The sequence below is a fragment of the Anaerorhabdus sp. genome, assembly GCF_036657415.1.
GTDB lineage: Bacteria > Bacillota_I > Bacilli_A > Erysipelotrichales > Erysipelotrichaceae > Anaerorhabdus.
In genome coordinates this window covers 1-17,581 of sequence record NZ_JAVXGL010000042.1, presented here as the reverse complement: position 1 = coordinate 17,581, position 17,581 = coordinate 1, and the positions used below count along the sequence as shown (strand labels likewise).

Below are 17,581 nucleotides of genomic sequence, written 5' to 3'. Positions count from 1 at the left end.
GTCCGGTTATGTACGTTTACTACAATGGCTACCTTCTTGGTACTTCGGTGGATAATATGAAATTATGGTTGAAGCAAAATTACAAATATTTATTATTTAGTTTAATAATTACCATAATCTTTGCATATCCATTTTTAATTAAAGACTTTTTACCATTAGAACATGATACCTTATTTCATTTAAGTAGAATTGAAGGATTAGCACAATCATTTAAAGATGGTGTATTTCTCCCACGTATCTACCCTTATAAAAACATGAATTTCGGTTATGGAAGTCCTATGTTTTACAGTGACTTCTTCTTAATCATCCCTGCACTACTTTACAATTTGGGTATTAGTGTCAGTGTTTGTTATGTATTCATCATAATGGTATTTACTTTTTTATCTTCTTATTTCGCAATGAAGTTGTGTAGGGTTGTAACAAACAATAATTATGCACCTTATATTGCTGGTACCGTTTATTTATTTAGTAATTACAGAATTACCGATGTATATGTACGTAGTTCATTGGGAGAAGTAATGGGATTTGCATTTCTTCCACTTGTTTTGTTAGGTATCTATTATGTTTTATATACCGATACAAAAAAATGGTATTATCTTGTGATAGGTTTTACTTGTTTAGCACTTACTCATAACATTACATTTATACTCGCATGTATTTTATTTATTTTCTTTCTTATTGTTAGAATTAAACATTGGATACATTCAAAGGAAATTATTATCGCAATTTTCAAGGCATTTATTGTTTCCGTGGGTTGTTCTGCTTTCTTTATATTTCCAATGCTTGAACAAATGACTTCACAAAATTTTTACTTAAGTTATTATACTTCTACTAGTTCTCTTGCGGATAGTTCAGTTGAACTTTGGAAGTATTTCGCAAATACAACCGTGTTTGGTTATGGAACACATGGATATGCAAAAGATATGTCTATGCTACTCAATCCTGGTTATTTCATGATGATTATACCTATCGTTTATCTTTTCAGAAAAAAAGAAAACAAGAATCCTTTTATTCTTCATTCGTTGATTTTAGGATATATTTTCTTACTTTTACCTTTAGATATATTCCCTTGGGAATATATGGTATTCTTCGGTTTAATTCAATTCACATGGCGTCTTATTATGTTGACCACTTGTTGTTTAATAATTCCCGCTTCAATTGCTTTATTCGATTTCAAAATAAAACCACTCTTGATTACAATTGTTTGTTGTGTACTATTAATTGGTGAAGGAGTTTGGCATATTTATCCAGTATTGACAAGAACTACTGGTATTAACTATGATACGTCATACGCAAGTCTCATTGATGGCTCGATTATCGATCCCTTTTACTCAGCATTCTATGTTCGCGTTGAATTAGCAGGTGCAGACTATTTACCTGAAGGTTCTCCTGATTATCGTGAATTGTCTAACGAGGTAACAGATAGTTTAGGAAATAGTGTATCATCATCGTTAACACGAGAAGGTACTAATTTATTGATTGAAAACATTAAACCTAATCAATCTTATATTCTCCCTATAACCTATTACTTAGGATATCAAGTCTATGCGCTAGATGCTCAAGGAGAAATCATTGATAAAGTACCAACGTATAAAGCTAATAATACGCTTGTTGGATTCAACGCTAATGATGCAACTACATATCTTTGTCGTTATGATGAAACACCAATTCAAAAATATAGTTTATATGTATCACTAGTTACAGGAATTACTATACTCTTCTTACTAATCAAAAAGAAAATGAATAGATAGAATTAATACCACAGGAATTCGTATATCCTGTGGTTTTATTTTGATTCTAATACTCTACATAAAAATTGTAAGTACTACGTATAATTGTATTTGACAGATATAAACTGAAGGGCTACGATTAAGAAAAGATAAATTTTCGCTTATACAATTCAATAAAAAATAAAGGGGATTTTTATGCAAATACGGAAAATGACAATTGAAGATTACGAGAATATTTACCACTTATGGATAAACACTCCTGGTATGGGCTTAAATAATTTAGATGATTCAAAAGAAGGAATCGAAAGATATTTAAATCGCAATCCCAATACTTGTTTTGTTGCATTAGATGATAACGTTATTGTTGGTGCAATTATTAGTGGACACGATGGCCGTAGAGGTTATATTTACCATACTGCAATCGCACTTGAAAAACAAAATCAAGGAATTGGTACTGTTTTAGTTAAAGCAGCACTAGACGCCCTAGAGAATGAGCAAATAACTAAAGTTGCACTTGTCGTATTTGATACCAATAAAAAAGGAAACGCTTTTTGGGAAAAATGTGGATTCATAAAAAGAAACGATTTAATTTATCGGAATAAAACAATTAAAAACATGACTAGAATAGACACTAAATAATAATTTCTTAAATTTTCATCGAAAAGTCATAAGGATAGAAAATATTTATCTTTATCGTAATGACTTTCTTTACCAATGTTGTATTCAATATACAGGTCTTATATAATGGTTAACGAAGTTTAACGAAAGGACTCTGTCATGAAAAATCATAAAATATACATCGATACGTCCAAATGTATCGGTTGCGAACTTTGTATAAAAAATTGTGTAGCCCACAACATAAAAAAGCATGAAGATAAAGCTGAAATTATTCTAAATGATTGCGTTATGTGTGGACAATGTGCTGCAATATGTCCTAAAAAAGCCATAAAAATAAGTGGTTATGATGAAGAACAAATCGAAAAATTACAAGATGTTCGTTTAGATCCAAACGCTATTTTAGATGTTATTCGTTACCGTCGAACCATCCGACAATTCAAACAAGATAGAATTTCAAAAGAAGTGATTGATCAAATTTTAGAAGCAGGTCGACTAACTCATACCGCTAAAAACTCACAAGATGTTTCTTATATTGTCCTTGATAAAGAGAAAGATCAAATTGAAAAATTAGCAGTTAGCTTATTCAAAAAAGTAAAACCCTTTGCGGATATGCTTAGTCCAATGGCAAAAAACAATAAAATAAATGACCATTTCTTCTTTTTTGATGCCCCTTTAGTCATTTTGCTTTTAGCGAAGAGTTCTACGAATGGTCTGCTTGCAGCACAAAACATGGAATTTGTTAGTGAGGCACACGGACTTGGTGTATTGTATAGCGGTTACTTTACAATGGCAGCTAATATGTCTTTTAAGATTAAAAAAGCTTTGAAATTACCAAAAGGTAAAAAAGTAGCAATGACCCTTGTACTTGGTTATCCTAACGTAAAATTTCTTCGCTCTACACAGCATGAAAAAATTGATGTTCGTTATATGTAGGAGGATTATAAATGTCTAAAGAGTGTGAAGAACGATTACAAAAAATAGTTATCGGTTTTAAGGAATGTCGCAATGCTTTCACTGCAATTGGTGATGAAACTCGACAATTGATTCTACTTGTCTTGTTAGAAAGTGATTTATCTGGAATACGTGTTGGAGAAATCGCAAAGAAAACTCATCTAACACGTCCTTCTGTTTCACATCACTTACAAATCCTAAAAGATTCTGGAATTGTGACTATGAGAAAAGAAGGAACTAAAAATTTTTATTACTTGAGCGTTGATGAAACAGCGTGGAAAGATATTGCTAACTTAATTAATTTAATTTATGGCAGTGTCCAATCAATTAGCTATCAACCGACAAGTTCAAAGGAAGGATAAGTAAATATGATTTTATATTTTTCTGCAACTGGTAACAGTGAATATGTTGCCAAAAGAATATGTGAAAAAACTGAAGACCAAGCAATGAATCTTTTGAATAAGATTCGTGAACATGATTACTCTAATCTTGAATCAGACAAACCATGGATTATTGTAGCACCTACTTATTCATGGAGAATTCCACGAATACTCTATAACTGGATTGAAAAAACTACGCTTTTAGGGAATAAAGATATTTATTTCATAATGACTTGTGCAGGAAGTATTGGAAATTCTGAAAAATATTTAAACAAATTGTGTCATATGAAAAACATGAATTATCGCGGTTGCTTTCCAATTCTCATGCCCGAAAACTATATTGCATTATTCTCAACACCTTCCAAAGAAGAGTCACTTCATATCATTGAATTAGCAGAAGTTGACATTGATAAAACAATTGAGACAATCAAAAAGAATCAGTCTTTTCCAAGCACACCTATAACAATAAAAGACCAGTTAAACAGTGGTATTATAAATGATATGTTTTATCCGCTGTTTGTAAGTGCGAAAAAATTCTATGCAACTGATAAATGTATTTCATGTGGAAAATGTGTTACTGTTTGTCCATTGAACAATATTCATATGAACGATAAAAAGCCCGTATGGGAAAATAATTGTACTCATTGTATGGCTTGTATTAATCGTTGCCCTGTTGAGGCAATTGAATATGGCAATCGTACTAAATCGATGATGCGATACACTTGTCCAAAATAATCTCTCTTCTTAAAACAAGATATATAAAACCCCGTAGGTCACTTCATCGTGTCTTCCCTACGGGGTTTAATTTATCTCATCTTTTAACTAAGTTTTATCCTCTTAATTTTGCATTGAGATTTGATTCTAATGTCTTTAAAATTTCTTGATGTACTTCATTTACTTCTTCATCTTTTAATGTATGATCATTTGCTTGGTATATAATACTCAATGCAACAGATTTATATCCTTTTTCAACATGATCACCTTGATAGATATCAAATACTTCTGTTGATTTGATTAACTTCTTACCAACTTTTTGGATGATTTCTAAAATTGATTGAGCACTTACATTTTGTTCCACAACTAATGCTATATCTCTTGATACTGAAGGATAGCGATCAAGTGGTGCAAATTTTACTTTTTGTGTTTTATTTTGAACTAAACAATCAAATATGATTTCAGCATAAACACATGGCTTAATATCCCATTCTTTAACAAGTGATGGATGAACTTCACCAAAAATTCCTATTAATTCATTTTGAAGATAGATTGTTGCGCTACGATATGGATGAAAATGTTTAGTATCCAATGTATTTTCTTTGATTGTAATACGATTACTATTGAAACCTAATTTATCTAACCATACTGTCAACAATCCTTTTAATGTATAGAAGTCACTCTTAATTTCAATCTTATGTAGTTTTGATTTTTGTAATGATTCAGAAAGAATTATACCCACTCTTTCTTGTACAATATCTTTTTCATAAACATTTGAAATTTCAAATAAATTAACATTTGTTGCACTTCTTGCTTGATTATATGAAACACATTCTAACAAAGATTGCATTAAATTATTTCTAACATATTTACGATCTTCACTCATTGGTGATGCAAGGTGAATATGTTCACCAAATGGTAATACTGCCTCATCAACAAATTGTGATTTAACTAATGTATAAGTTATTACTTCTCTTAACCCAACGCCTGTCATTGTAGCTTTTGTAGTACGACGTAATAGTTGACGATGTGATAATTGCCCAGCTGTTGCTTCCATTGTAGGGAGTGTTGTTTCTAGTCGATTATAACCAATTAGACGAATTACTTCTTCATCAATATCTTCTGGAATTAAAATATCTGTACGATAACTTGGAATTGTACAAGTTATTGCTGTTCCATTTACTGTTGGATTAAAGTTTAACGCTTTTAGCACTTCTACAACTTCAGTTAATTCAAAGTTAGTTCCCAATAATTTATTACAGTGCTCAAGTGTTTCTGTTACTTGAACAGGTTTATAATTTGATGAACCAAATTCTACTGTTTCTTCTAAGTTAGTTGCATCAGCCAGTTCAATTAATAATTGCACAGCACGATCCATTGCTTTATTTTGTGCCAGTGGTTCTAAACCTTTTGTATATCTTGATGCCGCTTCTGTACTTAATCCTAAACGTTTTGATGTATTACGAATTGATACATGGTTAAAGTGTGCAGTTTCTATGATTATACCTTTAGTAGTTTCATCAATTTTGCTGTCATCTCCACCCATAATACCTGCAATACCTGTAGGTTCTCCACCAGTAGTAATTACTAAATCACCTTTTTGCACATCATATTCAATACCATCAAGTGCTGTTAATTTTAATTCAACATCATCAACAACAGTAATTTCACGATGAGGCATTTTAGCAAGATCATAGAAATGAAGTGGTTGTCCTGTTTCAAGCATGACATAATTCGAAATATCAACAATGTTATTAATTGCTCGTATACCTGCTGCATGAAGATAATCTATCATCCATTTAGGTGATTCTTTTACAGTAACATTCCCTATTACTTTACCTAAGAAATGTGGACATTTTTCAGATGTAGAGTTTATTTTTAATGTAGTTTTACTACCTGTATTTGAAGTATTCTCGCAATTTGGAAGTTTCACTTCTCTACGAAGTACAGCTCCAACTTCATATGCAACACTCCACATAGCCATGCAATCAGCACGGTTAGGTGTTTGTGAAGCATCTAGAACAACATCATCATAACCTAAATATTTTAATACTTCTGTATTTCCTACAACAGCATCTTCTGGAAGAATTTCTATTCCATTAACTTGTGCTTCAGTTAAATATTTTTCATTCACTCCAAGTTCTCTTAAACTACAAAGCATACCATTAGATTCTTGACCTCTAACTTTTGCAGCTTTAATTGTGATATCTGGAAGTTCAGCTCCAACTTTTGCAACTATTACTTTAATTCCTGTCTTACAATTTGGAGCTCCACAAACTATTTGTGTTGGTCCTTCACCATATTCAACTGAGCATACATTTAGATGATCAGAATCTGGATGTGGGACACATGTCAATACTTCTCCTATTACCAAATTAGTTCCCTTTGCAACTGGATCTACTCCTTCAATTTCAAGCCCTGCAGTTGTTAATGCATCTGCAAGTTGTAATGGTGTTACTCCTTCAAGAGAAACATATTCTTTTAGCCAATTTGTACTTATTTTCATATTGCTTCCCTCCTTTAATCGAAACGATTGAACGTTTTTAAGAAACGAACATCATTTATATAGAAATTACGTATATCATCAATACCATATTTAAGCATTGCAATACGTTCAATACCTGCTCCAAATGCAAAACCACTACATTTTTTACTGTCAAACCCTGCCATTTCAAGTACATTTGGATGAACCATTCCAGCTCCTAAAATTTCAATCCAACCAGTACCTTTACATACCGAACATCCTTTACCACCACAAATATGACATGTTACATCAACTTCAACAGATGGTTCAGTGAATTGGAAGTAAGAAGGTCTAAAACGGATTTCTCTTCCTTCGCCGAACATTCTATCTGCCATAAATTTCAATGTTCCTTTTAAGTCTGCTAAAGTGATATTTTCACCCACTACTAATCCTTCAACTTGTGTGAATTGATGTGAATGAGTTGCATCATCATCATCACGACGATAGACCTTACCTGGACAAATTACTTTTACTGGTAATTGACCTTTCGCATTTTCAAGTTGTCGTGTTTGAATTGCAGTTGTATGTGTTCTAAGCAATTCTTCCGCATTGATATAGAAGGTATCTTGCATATCTCTTGCTGGATGATCCGCTGGAATATTAGCGCGTTCAAAATTATATAAATCTAATTCAACTTCTGGTCCTTCCGCAACTTCATAACCCATTCCTATAAACAAATCTTCAATTTCTTGGGAAATCATTGAAAGAGGATGCAACGTACCTAGTGTTGGTTCATATCCTGCTAATGTGATATCAATCTTTTCTTTCTCCAATTTCTCTGACATTGCACTAACTTCAAGTATTTTTTGTTTCTCTTCAATAGCGCTTGCAATTGCTTGTTTACATTGGTTTACTTCTTGACCAAATGTCGGTTTTTCTTCAGCTGATAAATCTTTCATCAACATCATAAGTTCTTGCACTGGTCCTTTTTTACCTAGATAAGTAATACGTGCTTGTTGTAACTCATCCATTGTTGTACATGATTCAACTTGTTTTAATGCTTCTTGTTGTACGAGTTGTACCTTTTCCATAACAAATTCTCCTTTTTCATAAAAAAAATCGCCCCTATACAGGAACGATTATATCGCGGTACCATCCTGATTTACCCCATTAAAAATGGGATACACCTTAATCCTTGATAACGGGAAACTCCCGGAGATGATTAATCTCACTATAAAGGTGAATTCATAAGTCGCCTTGTAAGTGAATTTCACCGTTCATCACTTTCTCTACACAATTTGTTTCTTACTACTAATCCTTTAGTACGCTTTAACAGTTTAAATTATAGCCAATTCTACTTTTTTTTGCAATGCTTTTCGCATTAATCCAAAATCTCTTGGCGAATAGTCTTATTTATATTCAAGTCTAAGAACCACTTTTCACGATTATTCCATAGCTTTGATTTTTTATTTGGAAATGGATTCTTAGGATCTGCAAATCGTAGTGTAAATGTTTCGAAATAATGTCTATCCACGTCATAACGCTTATTGAATTGCCATTTAAATTCATTAAAGCCTAAGTTGGTACCTTCTGCAATAATTGAATAGCTTTTCAAATCCGCTAATGGATTTGTATACCACTTTCTACCCCCATCTATGGTTGACTTCTGCGGTGACGTATATACAGTTCCTTCTTTTCTTTCTAAATAAAACTGGGGCAACAAGAATTCACCCATTTCTTTTTTGTAGTTAGTTTCTACAACAAATTGATTATTAATTTTGAAATTATCTTCAAGTGATTTTGCACCATCTTGATATTTCATTCGTGCCATTCCATGATTCAGTGTTCTGTTATCACTCATAACACAATGATAGTTTTCTATTTTGGCACATTCATTCACAGATTGCAGGATGACTTTATTATCGATTCCTTCACCACTATAGTAAACTTGTTTGTCTTGATAATACTTTACAAGTATCGTTTCATAGAAATTATATTGACTTTCAAAAGATGATATACCACTTGCGACAATACCCTTAAATTCTAATTGATTATTACTAGTTTCTTTAAACTCTTTACTTTTTTCAAAAACATCAAGTTGTAGTACTTTATCAGCTATTTTTATTTCTAATTTTGACTTTTCATTTGTTATTGGAATAAATTCAAAAACAAGATTATTATCTACCTTATCAATACTATGATTAATGATTTCTTTACCCTCTAAAAACACGAGTAACTTTTGTGGTTCAATACTACACACTTCACATTTTATTTGAAGATACAATGGATTAGGTTTGTTAATTGTATATGTCGGTGATAACACATTTTGAAAGTTTGCGCTTTCTATAAGTACGTTATATAGAGTCGACTCAACTATATTGGTATTTCCAGCATTATCCTCAATATAAACTTTTACAACATAATCACCTGTTTCACTGACTAAAAATGAATCTTCTGGTATAGTCAATATTTCAGAATGGTTGAAGTACGTTTTTCCCCCATCCTTTGATACACTATAACTCCATTTTTTTACTTTTGAATGTTCATCATAAGGAATAATACGAATGGGAAAAGGTTTTGTCATATCTTCACTTGTCACTTCAAAGTTAGCATTTGGATTTTGATTATCAATTAAAAATGGCTTTGAGTCTTTGGTACCAATATTATTAGCTAAATCTTCTATTCTTGCCCGAAGTATCCATCTACCTGATTCCTTGAAATGGAATCTTTTAATTTCATCTATGCCCTCATCTATTTGTTTCTCCTCTTTTGTGTCTAAATTAATTAAAATATACTTACTATTTTTGATTAATCTAAGTGTTGGATCCACAACATTTTGATAATTGAATATTTCTACATCATATAAATTTAAGCGATTGTCGTTTGTATGTCCACCCATTTTAAAACAAGGTGTTTTAGAACTTCCAGTAACCTCCTTGCACCACCCAGAATTATTTGAACTTGCAAAATAATTAGGAAGGTGAGAACTTGTCCAATATCGTGGATGTGCCTCGTAAATTACGCCCATATTAGGTGATGTTTGAATATATGGAAATTCTTTATGATTTACGCCAAAGGAGCGAAAATAGTTAATATCTGTATTATTCATAACAGACCAACCCATAATTCCACTTGTATATCCTCCCATCCATTTACCAATTACAGGTGTACTATAAGGACTAATGTAATCCGTTTTTCCTATATCATATGAAATATCTCTAGAAGTAATAATTGGAACATAATCACTTATTATACTAACACTCGGTGAAAATAATGTGGCAGCTTCTTTCAACCATTTTCCATCTGTTCCATCAGGGTTATATTTACCTTGATTTGCACACATAGTAATACTTTTAGTTTCTGTATCTAGTATCTCATCAGTTACCCATTCCACATGTTCTTTTACTTTATATTCAAGTATTTGAAATGAATGAAGTGTATATGAATTTTCATCCGCATCATCTTCAAAAAATATTTCAATGGAACCTATTTCTTTAAATCCTAAATCTATTGTCACCCTTTCATTATCATCTGTACTCAATACTTTATTCTCTTTTGAATAAACAGTACTCCCATTATGAAGACTAGGACTTGCATTGACATAGACATTCTTCTTTATCGCTTTCTTTGTTTTTGTATTCACTGCTTCGATTTGAAATTGTATTTTACCTACTTGTATTGTCTTACCAAAACCAATACTGAAAACTGTTGGATAATTGATATCACTGCTTCCTCCCGCTGTATAAACTGATTTGCCATAAAAAACAGACGAATCAACTTTATTTATCCTATCTACCTTTCCAAATATGTTTTGCTTAATCACAACTGATCGTGAATTTATAAAATGACTATCTTCTTTTTTAAAATCCGCATCAAATAAATTTTGATATTGCACCCACTCTTTCTTAGAATAGTAAGTCATTGTAGAACATCCCTCTTCAGCATGAGTATCAAAGCTAAAAAATAAACCGAATAGAATACATAAGATTACAAATATTTTTTTCATTTAATAAATCACCCGCCTTGTATTTTTAGATGCTTTAATCTCATAATCTAAATTTAAAATTGCGATGTGAAATCTATTAAAACAAGTTACTTCATAGGTATTATAGGTTTTGTCTATATCTTCCTTTTCGATTTTCAGTTCTATTTTTGAATGATTCTCCATATAGTTTTCTATTTTTCTCATTACTTCTCCTTGATTATCCACTCCTTCATTAACCTCAATGATTTCTACAACATAGGAAGCGGTAGAATTGCAAATACGATAAATCATGGCAATTGAAATTACTTGAGGAATTATAAACAATAGGACACAGAAAATAAGCAGAAATGAATATATTTGTATTGTTACCTTCATACTAAATAATCTGTCCTAGATTGATAGTAGAGAACATTGCAATTATGACTAAACCTACCCATAAAAATGAAACCCAAGGGATAAGCGCTTGTTTATCTAGATATTTATCAAATTTATCTTTCCGTGCACTGTTTACTTTTTCATTTGATAATTTAGCTAACGATGACATTATTTTTTCTTTGTTGTTGATAGTAATTGATAAATTATACAATGTACGCATGATTCTATTTAAATCTTTAACTTGTGGAAATTTATTCGCAAAATCAATAAAGGGTTGAACTCCCACCTTTTTTCCTTGATGGATGTCATAGACTAATGTTTTAATGTCTTCTTTAAATATTGCTGGTGCCGTGTCAATAGATTTTAATAATGAAACAGCGACAGTATTGTTTTGCATTAAAATACTTAGTGCATTTAAATAATAGGGAAATTCAATCTCTGCTTGTTTAAGATTTTTTTCATACTTTTGTTTTACAAATAAATATTGTATTTTATAAATAATTATTGAACTTACTATTGAATAAAATAAAGTCTTTGTGATTGTTTCACTTTCAAAAATAAGAATACCAAAAAACAAAGCAGCAATTGTAATAACATATCTTTTTTCCACTTTCTTTCTTGCATTATCTTTATATAAACGATTTAACATAAAATCATAATCAAATTCAACAAAACTCGTTTTTAGTTCTCCTTTAATACTTTCTAAATTTTCTTGATTTATTCTGATAATTCCTAAAACAACAATAATTGAAAATATGCATATATAAATAATAATTTCCACCTCCTTTTTATTCAAAATAATTAATTTTATTGCACCATTGTTCATATAACAAAATAGTAACTAAGTTTAAAACATAGAATAATAAGAAAACATTTACTAACTTCGATGAAGAATTAAGATTCTGTTGTGAAACAAAATTCCTAAGTGCTAAAACACCAAATGCATTAAGGCATTCAATTAAATAGAAAAGTGTGTGATTAGCTTTTCTTTTTCTTTTAAATTCATTTAGAATGACTTCAAAGTTTTCTACATCCATATAAAAATAATCTATCAATTGTTCACTTAACGCACCTTCATTGTTTTTATTCTTCATAACAATATTTAAATTTTTGACAAATGAATTTGGATATTTCTTTTCGAACATAGTTAATGCAACTGCAATTTTTCCTGTTTTCGAAATATAAGCATTGATTTCATGAAGATCTTCTTTAATTGGATATTCACAACACTCTTCACAAAGTTTTAAAATATCAAATACTGTTTTATTTTCTCTCAATAACATCAATGCAGTTTGTAGATAAGTAAATAATCCTTCATTAATAGAGTCTTGTGCCTCCACATAAACTCGCTGCAAATGAATAATTGGTAAGCATAGACTATAGATACTACAAATACCGATAGTTACTAACCAATTGTTTATCGTAAATTGACAAATTACACCTAAAACTATAAACACCATAATAATTTCCTTAACATAGGATTTAATCTTATATTCATAGCCAAGCTGATTACATTGTTTTGCAATCTCAAAATAAGAATAGCTAAGTATCTTCCTTAATACCTGTGATTCTAATGAAAATGGTTCTTTATTTCTTTTATAAAAGATAAATATGAGGATTATTAAATAACTTATGAATAGCACTATCATAACTTAACCTCTGCATTTCTCAGCAATTGCTTAGAAAGTGTTTGTGATAGATGATTTTTTATTTTGCCGCAATAATAAATTTCATTACTCTCACATTTATCTTGAATTGGATCATAAATAAATTCTGTAATAGATGTTACTTTCCTAACAATTCCCTCTTCTGTTTGAAATTTATCTAAGCGAATAATTAAGTCAAATAATGCATAAATTCGTTTTTTTAAAGAGGTATATTCTTCATTAGGATTCTTAATCATTTGCATAATTCTCGAAACTACATGATCAGCAGAACGCGCATGCATTGTTGTCATTACAGTATGCCCAGTTGACATCGCATCAATCAAATCGTTAACTTCTACCCCTCTAGCTTCTTGTAGTAATATTCTTTGTACATTAAGGCGAAGTGACATTGCTATGATATCTGAATAGCTAAAATTACTGCGCACTCTAAAACTAGTTACTGAATTTTGGGGTGAAACTTCATGCATATTAAATTCCATAGAATCTTCTATAGTAACTACAACTTCATGAACTGAAATATAAGTCATTAAAAATTTTAGTAATTCTGTTTTTCCACTCCCTGTTTCTCCTATAAATAATAAATTTGCTTTCCCTTTGGTAGCCAGTATTAATAAGTCTAGAGCTTCTTTTGTGATTGAGTTATCTTGAATTAAATGTTCATATGTTAAAAAGCATTTCTTACGAACTTTTCTTATAACTATTGTTGTTCCAAGTGGTGATAAAAATTGATGTACACAGCCAACTCGATAATCAACATCTTCATTTTGAATGTCACCTTCCAAATTTGGGTGTGATGGATTAAATTCTTTTTGCATTTTATTGGCTATTTGGTTGGCAATTCTAGTAATCTCATTCTCGTGTATTTTAATGGAACTGCAATAGTGTCCATTTATATTCGATGTAACCCATACCTCATTACCATTTTTACATGACACATCAGTAACATCCTCTTGTTTTAATAATGTATCTAGTATTCCAAAATCGATATCATTGAATGTTTGATTCATCACTTGTTTCCTCAATATATGGAACTAGGGTTACATCTACTGAATTCCCTAGAATAATATTTTTAATCTTGTCTAAATCAAAATAATTAGTAGTTCCGGCTTGATTAATATTGTCATACGATATCATCGGATTAATCGTTCCCATCGCTTTTCCAACCGCAACTAAATGGGCATCTTCTTGTGTTAAAGCAACAACAATAACACTAGATTCTCGTTCTGAATCTTCATCAATTGATTTTCCATTCTCATCTTTTACTGCAATAACTCGTGCATTTTTTACAATTTCTCCATGAACGATAGCTTGATTATTGTAGTCATCATTTATTGTAACTTTACCCAGGAAATACAAATCAATTCGATGCCCGACAAGAATAGAATTGGCATATGATGTTTTAATGTTTACATCGAGTGACATCGCAACTTCACCTTCATTTAAGGAAAATAAATTAGCATCATTCATATCTTCTTCTAACGCTATTAATTCTTCATAAAAAAGCGAATTGGTTGCGACTGATTGATAAGGTTTTACATACTTACCTAAAATTTCATCTTTCTCGAGGATTACATTTTCTAGTGTTATACACTTTGGAACCCTTATCATTTGTATATCTTCTTCGAGTATGATTTTTCTTGATCCTAATGGATGAATTGCAACTGGCACTTCTATTAATTCACTTACATCTTCAATGACTTGATAGTAATAAGCTATGCATAATATACCCATTAGGCATGTCAACACCATACTTACTAAGCCTTTATGTTTTCTAAAAAAATTAATTTTTTGTTGATCCATTAATCCTTCCTTTCTGTTAACATAACAACATTTGTATAGTCAATTTCTAAAGCATCTTCACTCAATAATAAATCTGAATATCCTCTTATTCTCACTGCGATTGCAGGTGGTGATTCATGGATATCAATTATATCGACAACATATGTCAATTTAGTGTCTTTATTAATTTTAAAATTTTTAATCCATGAATCAATCGTGTCTTCTATTTCAATACGATATTCGCCATTCGCAAACAATTCACCTAGATACAAGTTCTCATTCAACGTTGATAATTGTGTGGTTCTTGAACTTTCAAAAATATCATCTTCAATAAATATTCTTGTATTCATATTAATCATTAGAAAAATACCAATTAAACATACAAAAATAATTCCATAAATTTTTACAATTCCACCCACTTTATTTGATTACCCGCCCATTTCAGATATCTTATCTAGCTGCGCTGTAATATTGTCATTAATTTTACCAATAAACCCATTCTTCAAACTGACAATTAAGGCACCGATTAAAACAATGGATAAAATAAAGCCTCCATATTCTTGTAATATCTCTTTCATAAATTTCTCCTTTCTTTCGGTACCTATTAATACTCGAAGAATAAAGAAATCCTAAAAAAAACTTAACATTTCTATTAAGTTATTTGATCTTCTTAAAAAATAGTTTTGTAGCTGTCGAAACAAATATAGTTCCCAGTGCTAATGCGCCGGCACTTGCTAGTGTATCAATTCCTGTGAGTATTGCTTGGTTTGTATTTCCTTGAATAATTTCTAGCATCGTATAATACATTCCTTTTCCTGGAACTAGAATAATTAATGCAATGATAAGGAATACAATTACTGGTGTTTTTAATCTTCTTGCACATATTTCTGAATATGTGCTAAAGACCATAGACGATAAAAATAAAGCCATAATATTATCTACTCCTAAGCTTGTTAATACTGCATAGGTTGTATATCCAATTGTTCCACCTACCGCTGCTGCAACTAGTTGCTTACCATGAATATTAAAGACGACACCAAAACCTAGTCCAGCAAAGAAGGAACCTATGATTTCTATTATCATATTATACCTCCTAGACTTAACCAAATTGTTAGCGCAATCCCACTTCCTAATGCAACTGCAACTGCAATTAATAATGCTTCAACCGCTCTTGCAGTTCCACTAACAAGGTCACCAGCAATAGAATCACGAATCGCATTTGTAATCGCAAGTCCTGGCACAAGCAACATTATCGTCCCAATGATAACCGTATTTCTACTCGCTATCAAATGATAGTTCTCTAACAATAATGCAGTGAGTGTTATAAGGAACGCACAGCCACTTGTATTAAAAAATGAGTTTAATCCTTTTGACTCTAAATAAAGTGTGCAATAGCGTACTATACCACCCAAAATAAATCCTACAAATGCATCCCCTAATTTCCCACGATAAAGTAAAGTAAATCCAAATGTACATATTGAAGCGAATAAAATGTTCATAAATACACTATATGTTTTTGTAGAAATAATATCATTTAATCGTTTCTCATATTCTGGTAATTCAATTGAACATGCATCACGTGACAATTGATTCAAATTTCCGATTCTATCTAAATTTGTGGATCTTGATTGAATACGGGCAACTTGTGAATAGGTTGTTCCATCAAAAATTGAACTCATCATAATTCCTGTTTGCGTACAGAAACAACTAGTATCGGTCATTCCATATGTACTACAAATTCTGACAATTGTATCTTCTACTCGATATGTTTCCGCTCCACTTTCAAGTAAGAGTGATCCCGTCTTCATCGCAAGTTGGATAACTTTATTTGGATTCATTTTGTTTCTCCTGTTCTTTATACTTATTATATTCTTTTTCAATCATTAATCGAAATTCTTTCACACGACCTTCTGTAATTAGACGATGTGGACATATCTTACCAGAAAAATCTTGGTGAAACTTAACTTCATCCATCCCTAAATCATATGCAATCATAAGTGTCGCAATTAACTTGGCGGTATTTTCCAATGTTTTTTGATAATCACCTGTTTGGTTTACACACATCTCAATACCAATACCCGTCATATTGCCACCATCTTCAGTTTTCTTATCACCTGCATGCCAACCTACTTCATTATCAGGCAAATGATGGTAAATAACACTATCATCCACTGTATAATGCCAACTATTTACTTGCGAATTATCAGTATGCAAGAAAGTATCATGATTAAGTGCACTAGCACTTGAACCACGATTATCCGTTTCATGAATAACAATCCATTTGATTTCTCGTTCAATTTCAGGTCGTCTATCCGATGTTGGGTCAATAAAATTTGTAATAACTGGAATATCTTCAACATTTTCTAAATTTGCATCAAAAGATGCCCATTCTCTTTCAGGTTTTTTAGTAATTTTTAGAAAACATATTAAAACTACAAGAATTATAATTAATAAACTTGCAAGAAGGATTAGTTTTTTAGTTTGTCTCTTATCATTTATTTTCATGTCCCTATTATATCATTAGAACATAGGCTCTATAAATATTTTTAGACCAATTAAAATTAAATTTAATCCATCCCTTAAAAGAGAATATTTAAACTAATATAACATCAATCAAACACACAAATAAAGTAATTAAATTCATGTTTCTTTTAAAATAAATAAAGACTCCTACATTACTGGAAAAAGTATGTAAAAGTCTTGTTTATAAAGATAATTAAATTTTACAATCATTGCATTAATTTCCACTCATGATTCTATAAATAACACTAATAGATTTCATCTTTGTCATTTTACATAAGTGGGGCAAAGAAGTTCAACATCGCTTGAATAATTTTCTTCAAAAAGAACGTATTCTTGCAATCTTCCTTTGTAATCTCTACACAAACATTCAACGTTTGAAGAAAATCTTCTTTCAT

18 protein-coding genes and 1 other annotated feature are annotated in these 17,581 nt (G+C 31.0%); of the genes, 5 read left to right on the top strand and 13 right to left on the bottom strand.

The window, feature by feature from the left end:
- The 5 genes from RSB60_RS07225 to RSB60_RS07205 all read left to right on the top strand — a co-directional run.
- A partial coding sequence (locus RSB60_RS07225) for a hypothetical protein (RefSeq protein ID WP_332615435.1) occupies positions 1-1,751 on the top strand: 1,751 nt, incomplete at its 5' end.
- Between the two features lie 174 nt (positions 1,752-1,925).
- Entirely contained in the window at positions 1,926-2,369 is a 444-nt protein-coding gene (locus tag RSB60_RS07220) for a GNAT family N-acetyltransferase (RefSeq protein WP_332615433.1), read from the top strand.
- Between the two features lie 138 nt (positions 2,370-2,507).
- Positions 2,508-3,281, top strand: a complete 774-nt coding sequence (locus RSB60_RS07215) for a nitroreductase family protein (protein WP_332615431.1) — start codon at positions 2,508-2,510, stop codon at positions 3,279-3,281.
- Between the two features lie 11 nt (positions 3,282-3,292).
- Positions 3,293-3,661, top strand: coding sequence for an ArsR/SmtB family transcription factor (locus RSB60_RS07210; RefSeq protein ID WP_332615429.1), 369 nt, complete (start codon positions 3,293-3,295; stop codon positions 3,659-3,661).
- Between the two features lie 6 nt (positions 3,662-3,667).
- Positions 3,668-4,414 carry an EFR1 family ferrodoxin gene (locus RSB60_RS07205; RefSeq protein WP_332615427.1) on the top strand — a complete coding sequence of 249 codons (747 nt, stop codon included), beginning with the start codon at positions 3,668-3,670 and terminating at the stop codon, positions 4,412-4,414.
- Between the two features lie 94 nt (positions 4,415-4,508).
- On the opposite strand, the gene pheT is transcribed toward RSB60_RS07205, so the two are convergent.
- From pheT to RSB60_RS07140, 13 genes are all read right to left on the bottom strand, one after another.
- Positions 4,509-6,899 (bottom strand): phenylalanine--tRNA ligase subunit beta, encoded by a 2,391-nt coding sequence (gene pheT / locus RSB60_RS07200; RefSeq protein ID WP_332615425.1) that lies wholly within the window; start codon positions 6,897-6,899, stop codon positions 4,509-4,511.
- A gap of 14 nt (positions 6,900-6,913) precedes the next feature.
- A complete protein-coding gene (pheS, locus tag RSB60_RS07195; RefSeq protein WP_323380866.1) occupies positions 6,914-7,948 on the bottom strand; it encodes a phenylalanine--tRNA ligase subunit alpha in 1,035 nt (344 codons plus the stop codon).
- 37 nt (positions 7,949-7,985) lie between these two features.
- Positions 7,986-8,191, bottom strand: a binding site (T-box leader).
- Positions 8,192-8,238: 47 nt separating this feature from the next.
- A complete protein-coding gene (locus tag RSB60_RS07190; protein WP_332615423.1) occupies positions 8,239-10,863 on the bottom strand; it encodes a hypothetical protein in 2,625 nt (874 codons plus the stop codon).
- Positions 10,864-11,046 carry a hypothetical protein gene (locus tag RSB60_RS07185; RefSeq protein WP_323380864.1) on the bottom strand — a complete coding sequence of 61 codons (183 nt, stop codon included), beginning with the start codon at positions 11,044-11,046 and terminating at the stop codon, positions 10,864-10,866.
- Between the two features lie 172 nt (positions 11,047-11,218).
- Positions 11,219-11,998, bottom strand: coding sequence for a hypothetical protein (locus RSB60_RS07180; RefSeq protein ID WP_332615421.1), 780 nt, complete (start codon positions 11,996-11,998; stop codon positions 11,219-11,221).
- Between the two features lie 7 nt (positions 11,999-12,005).
- Entirely contained in the window at positions 12,006-12,866 is an 861-nt protein-coding gene (locus RSB60_RS07175; RefSeq protein ID WP_332615419.1) for a hypothetical protein, read from the bottom strand.
- Positions 12,863-13,891 (bottom strand): ATPase, T2SS/T4P/T4SS family, encoded by a 1,029-nt coding sequence (locus RSB60_RS07170; protein ID WP_332475344.1) that lies wholly within the window; start codon positions 13,889-13,891, stop codon positions 12,863-12,865. Before RSB60_RS07170 ends, RSB60_RS07175 begins: the two co-directional genes overlap by 4 nt.
- Complete coding sequence (cpaB, locus tag RSB60_RS07165; RefSeq protein WP_332615417.1) at positions 13,872-14,684, bottom strand: Flp pilus assembly protein CpaB; 813 nt, start codon at positions 14,682-14,684, stop codon at positions 13,872-13,874. Before cpaB ends, RSB60_RS07170 begins: the two co-directional genes overlap by 20 nt.
- On the bottom strand, positions 14,684-15,082 hold the full coding sequence (locus RSB60_RS07160) for a DUF5411 family protein (RefSeq protein ID WP_332475342.1): 399 nt from the start codon (positions 15,080-15,082) through the stop codon (positions 14,684-14,686). The genes cpaB and RSB60_RS07160 overlap by 1 nt, the downstream gene beginning before the upstream one ends.
- 9 nt (positions 15,083-15,091) lie before the next feature.
- The gene (locus tag RSB60_RS07155) at positions 15,092-15,241 is read right to left on the bottom strand and encodes a hypothetical protein (RefSeq protein WP_323380858.1); all 150 of its coding nucleotides are present in this window, start codon (positions 15,239-15,241) and stop codon (positions 15,092-15,094) included.
- A 79-nt stretch (positions 15,242-15,320) separates the two neighbouring features.
- Positions 15,321-15,746 carry a threonine/serine exporter family protein gene (locus tag RSB60_RS07150; protein WP_323380857.1) on the bottom strand — a complete coding sequence of 142 codons (426 nt, stop codon included), beginning with the start codon at positions 15,744-15,746 and terminating at the stop codon, positions 15,321-15,323.
- Positions 15,743-16,501 (bottom strand): threonine/serine ThrE exporter family protein, encoded by a 759-nt coding sequence (locus RSB60_RS07145; protein WP_323380856.1) that lies wholly within the window; start codon positions 16,499-16,501, stop codon positions 15,743-15,745. Before RSB60_RS07145 ends, RSB60_RS07150 begins: the two co-directional genes overlap by 4 nt.
- On the bottom strand, positions 16,488-17,168 hold the full coding sequence (locus RSB60_RS07140) for a peptidoglycan recognition protein family protein (protein WP_332615414.1): 681 nt from the start codon (positions 17,166-17,168) through the stop codon (positions 16,488-16,490). The genes RSB60_RS07145 and RSB60_RS07140 overlap by 14 nt, the downstream gene beginning before the upstream one ends.
- Positions 17,169-17,581: the final 413 nt, after the last annotated feature.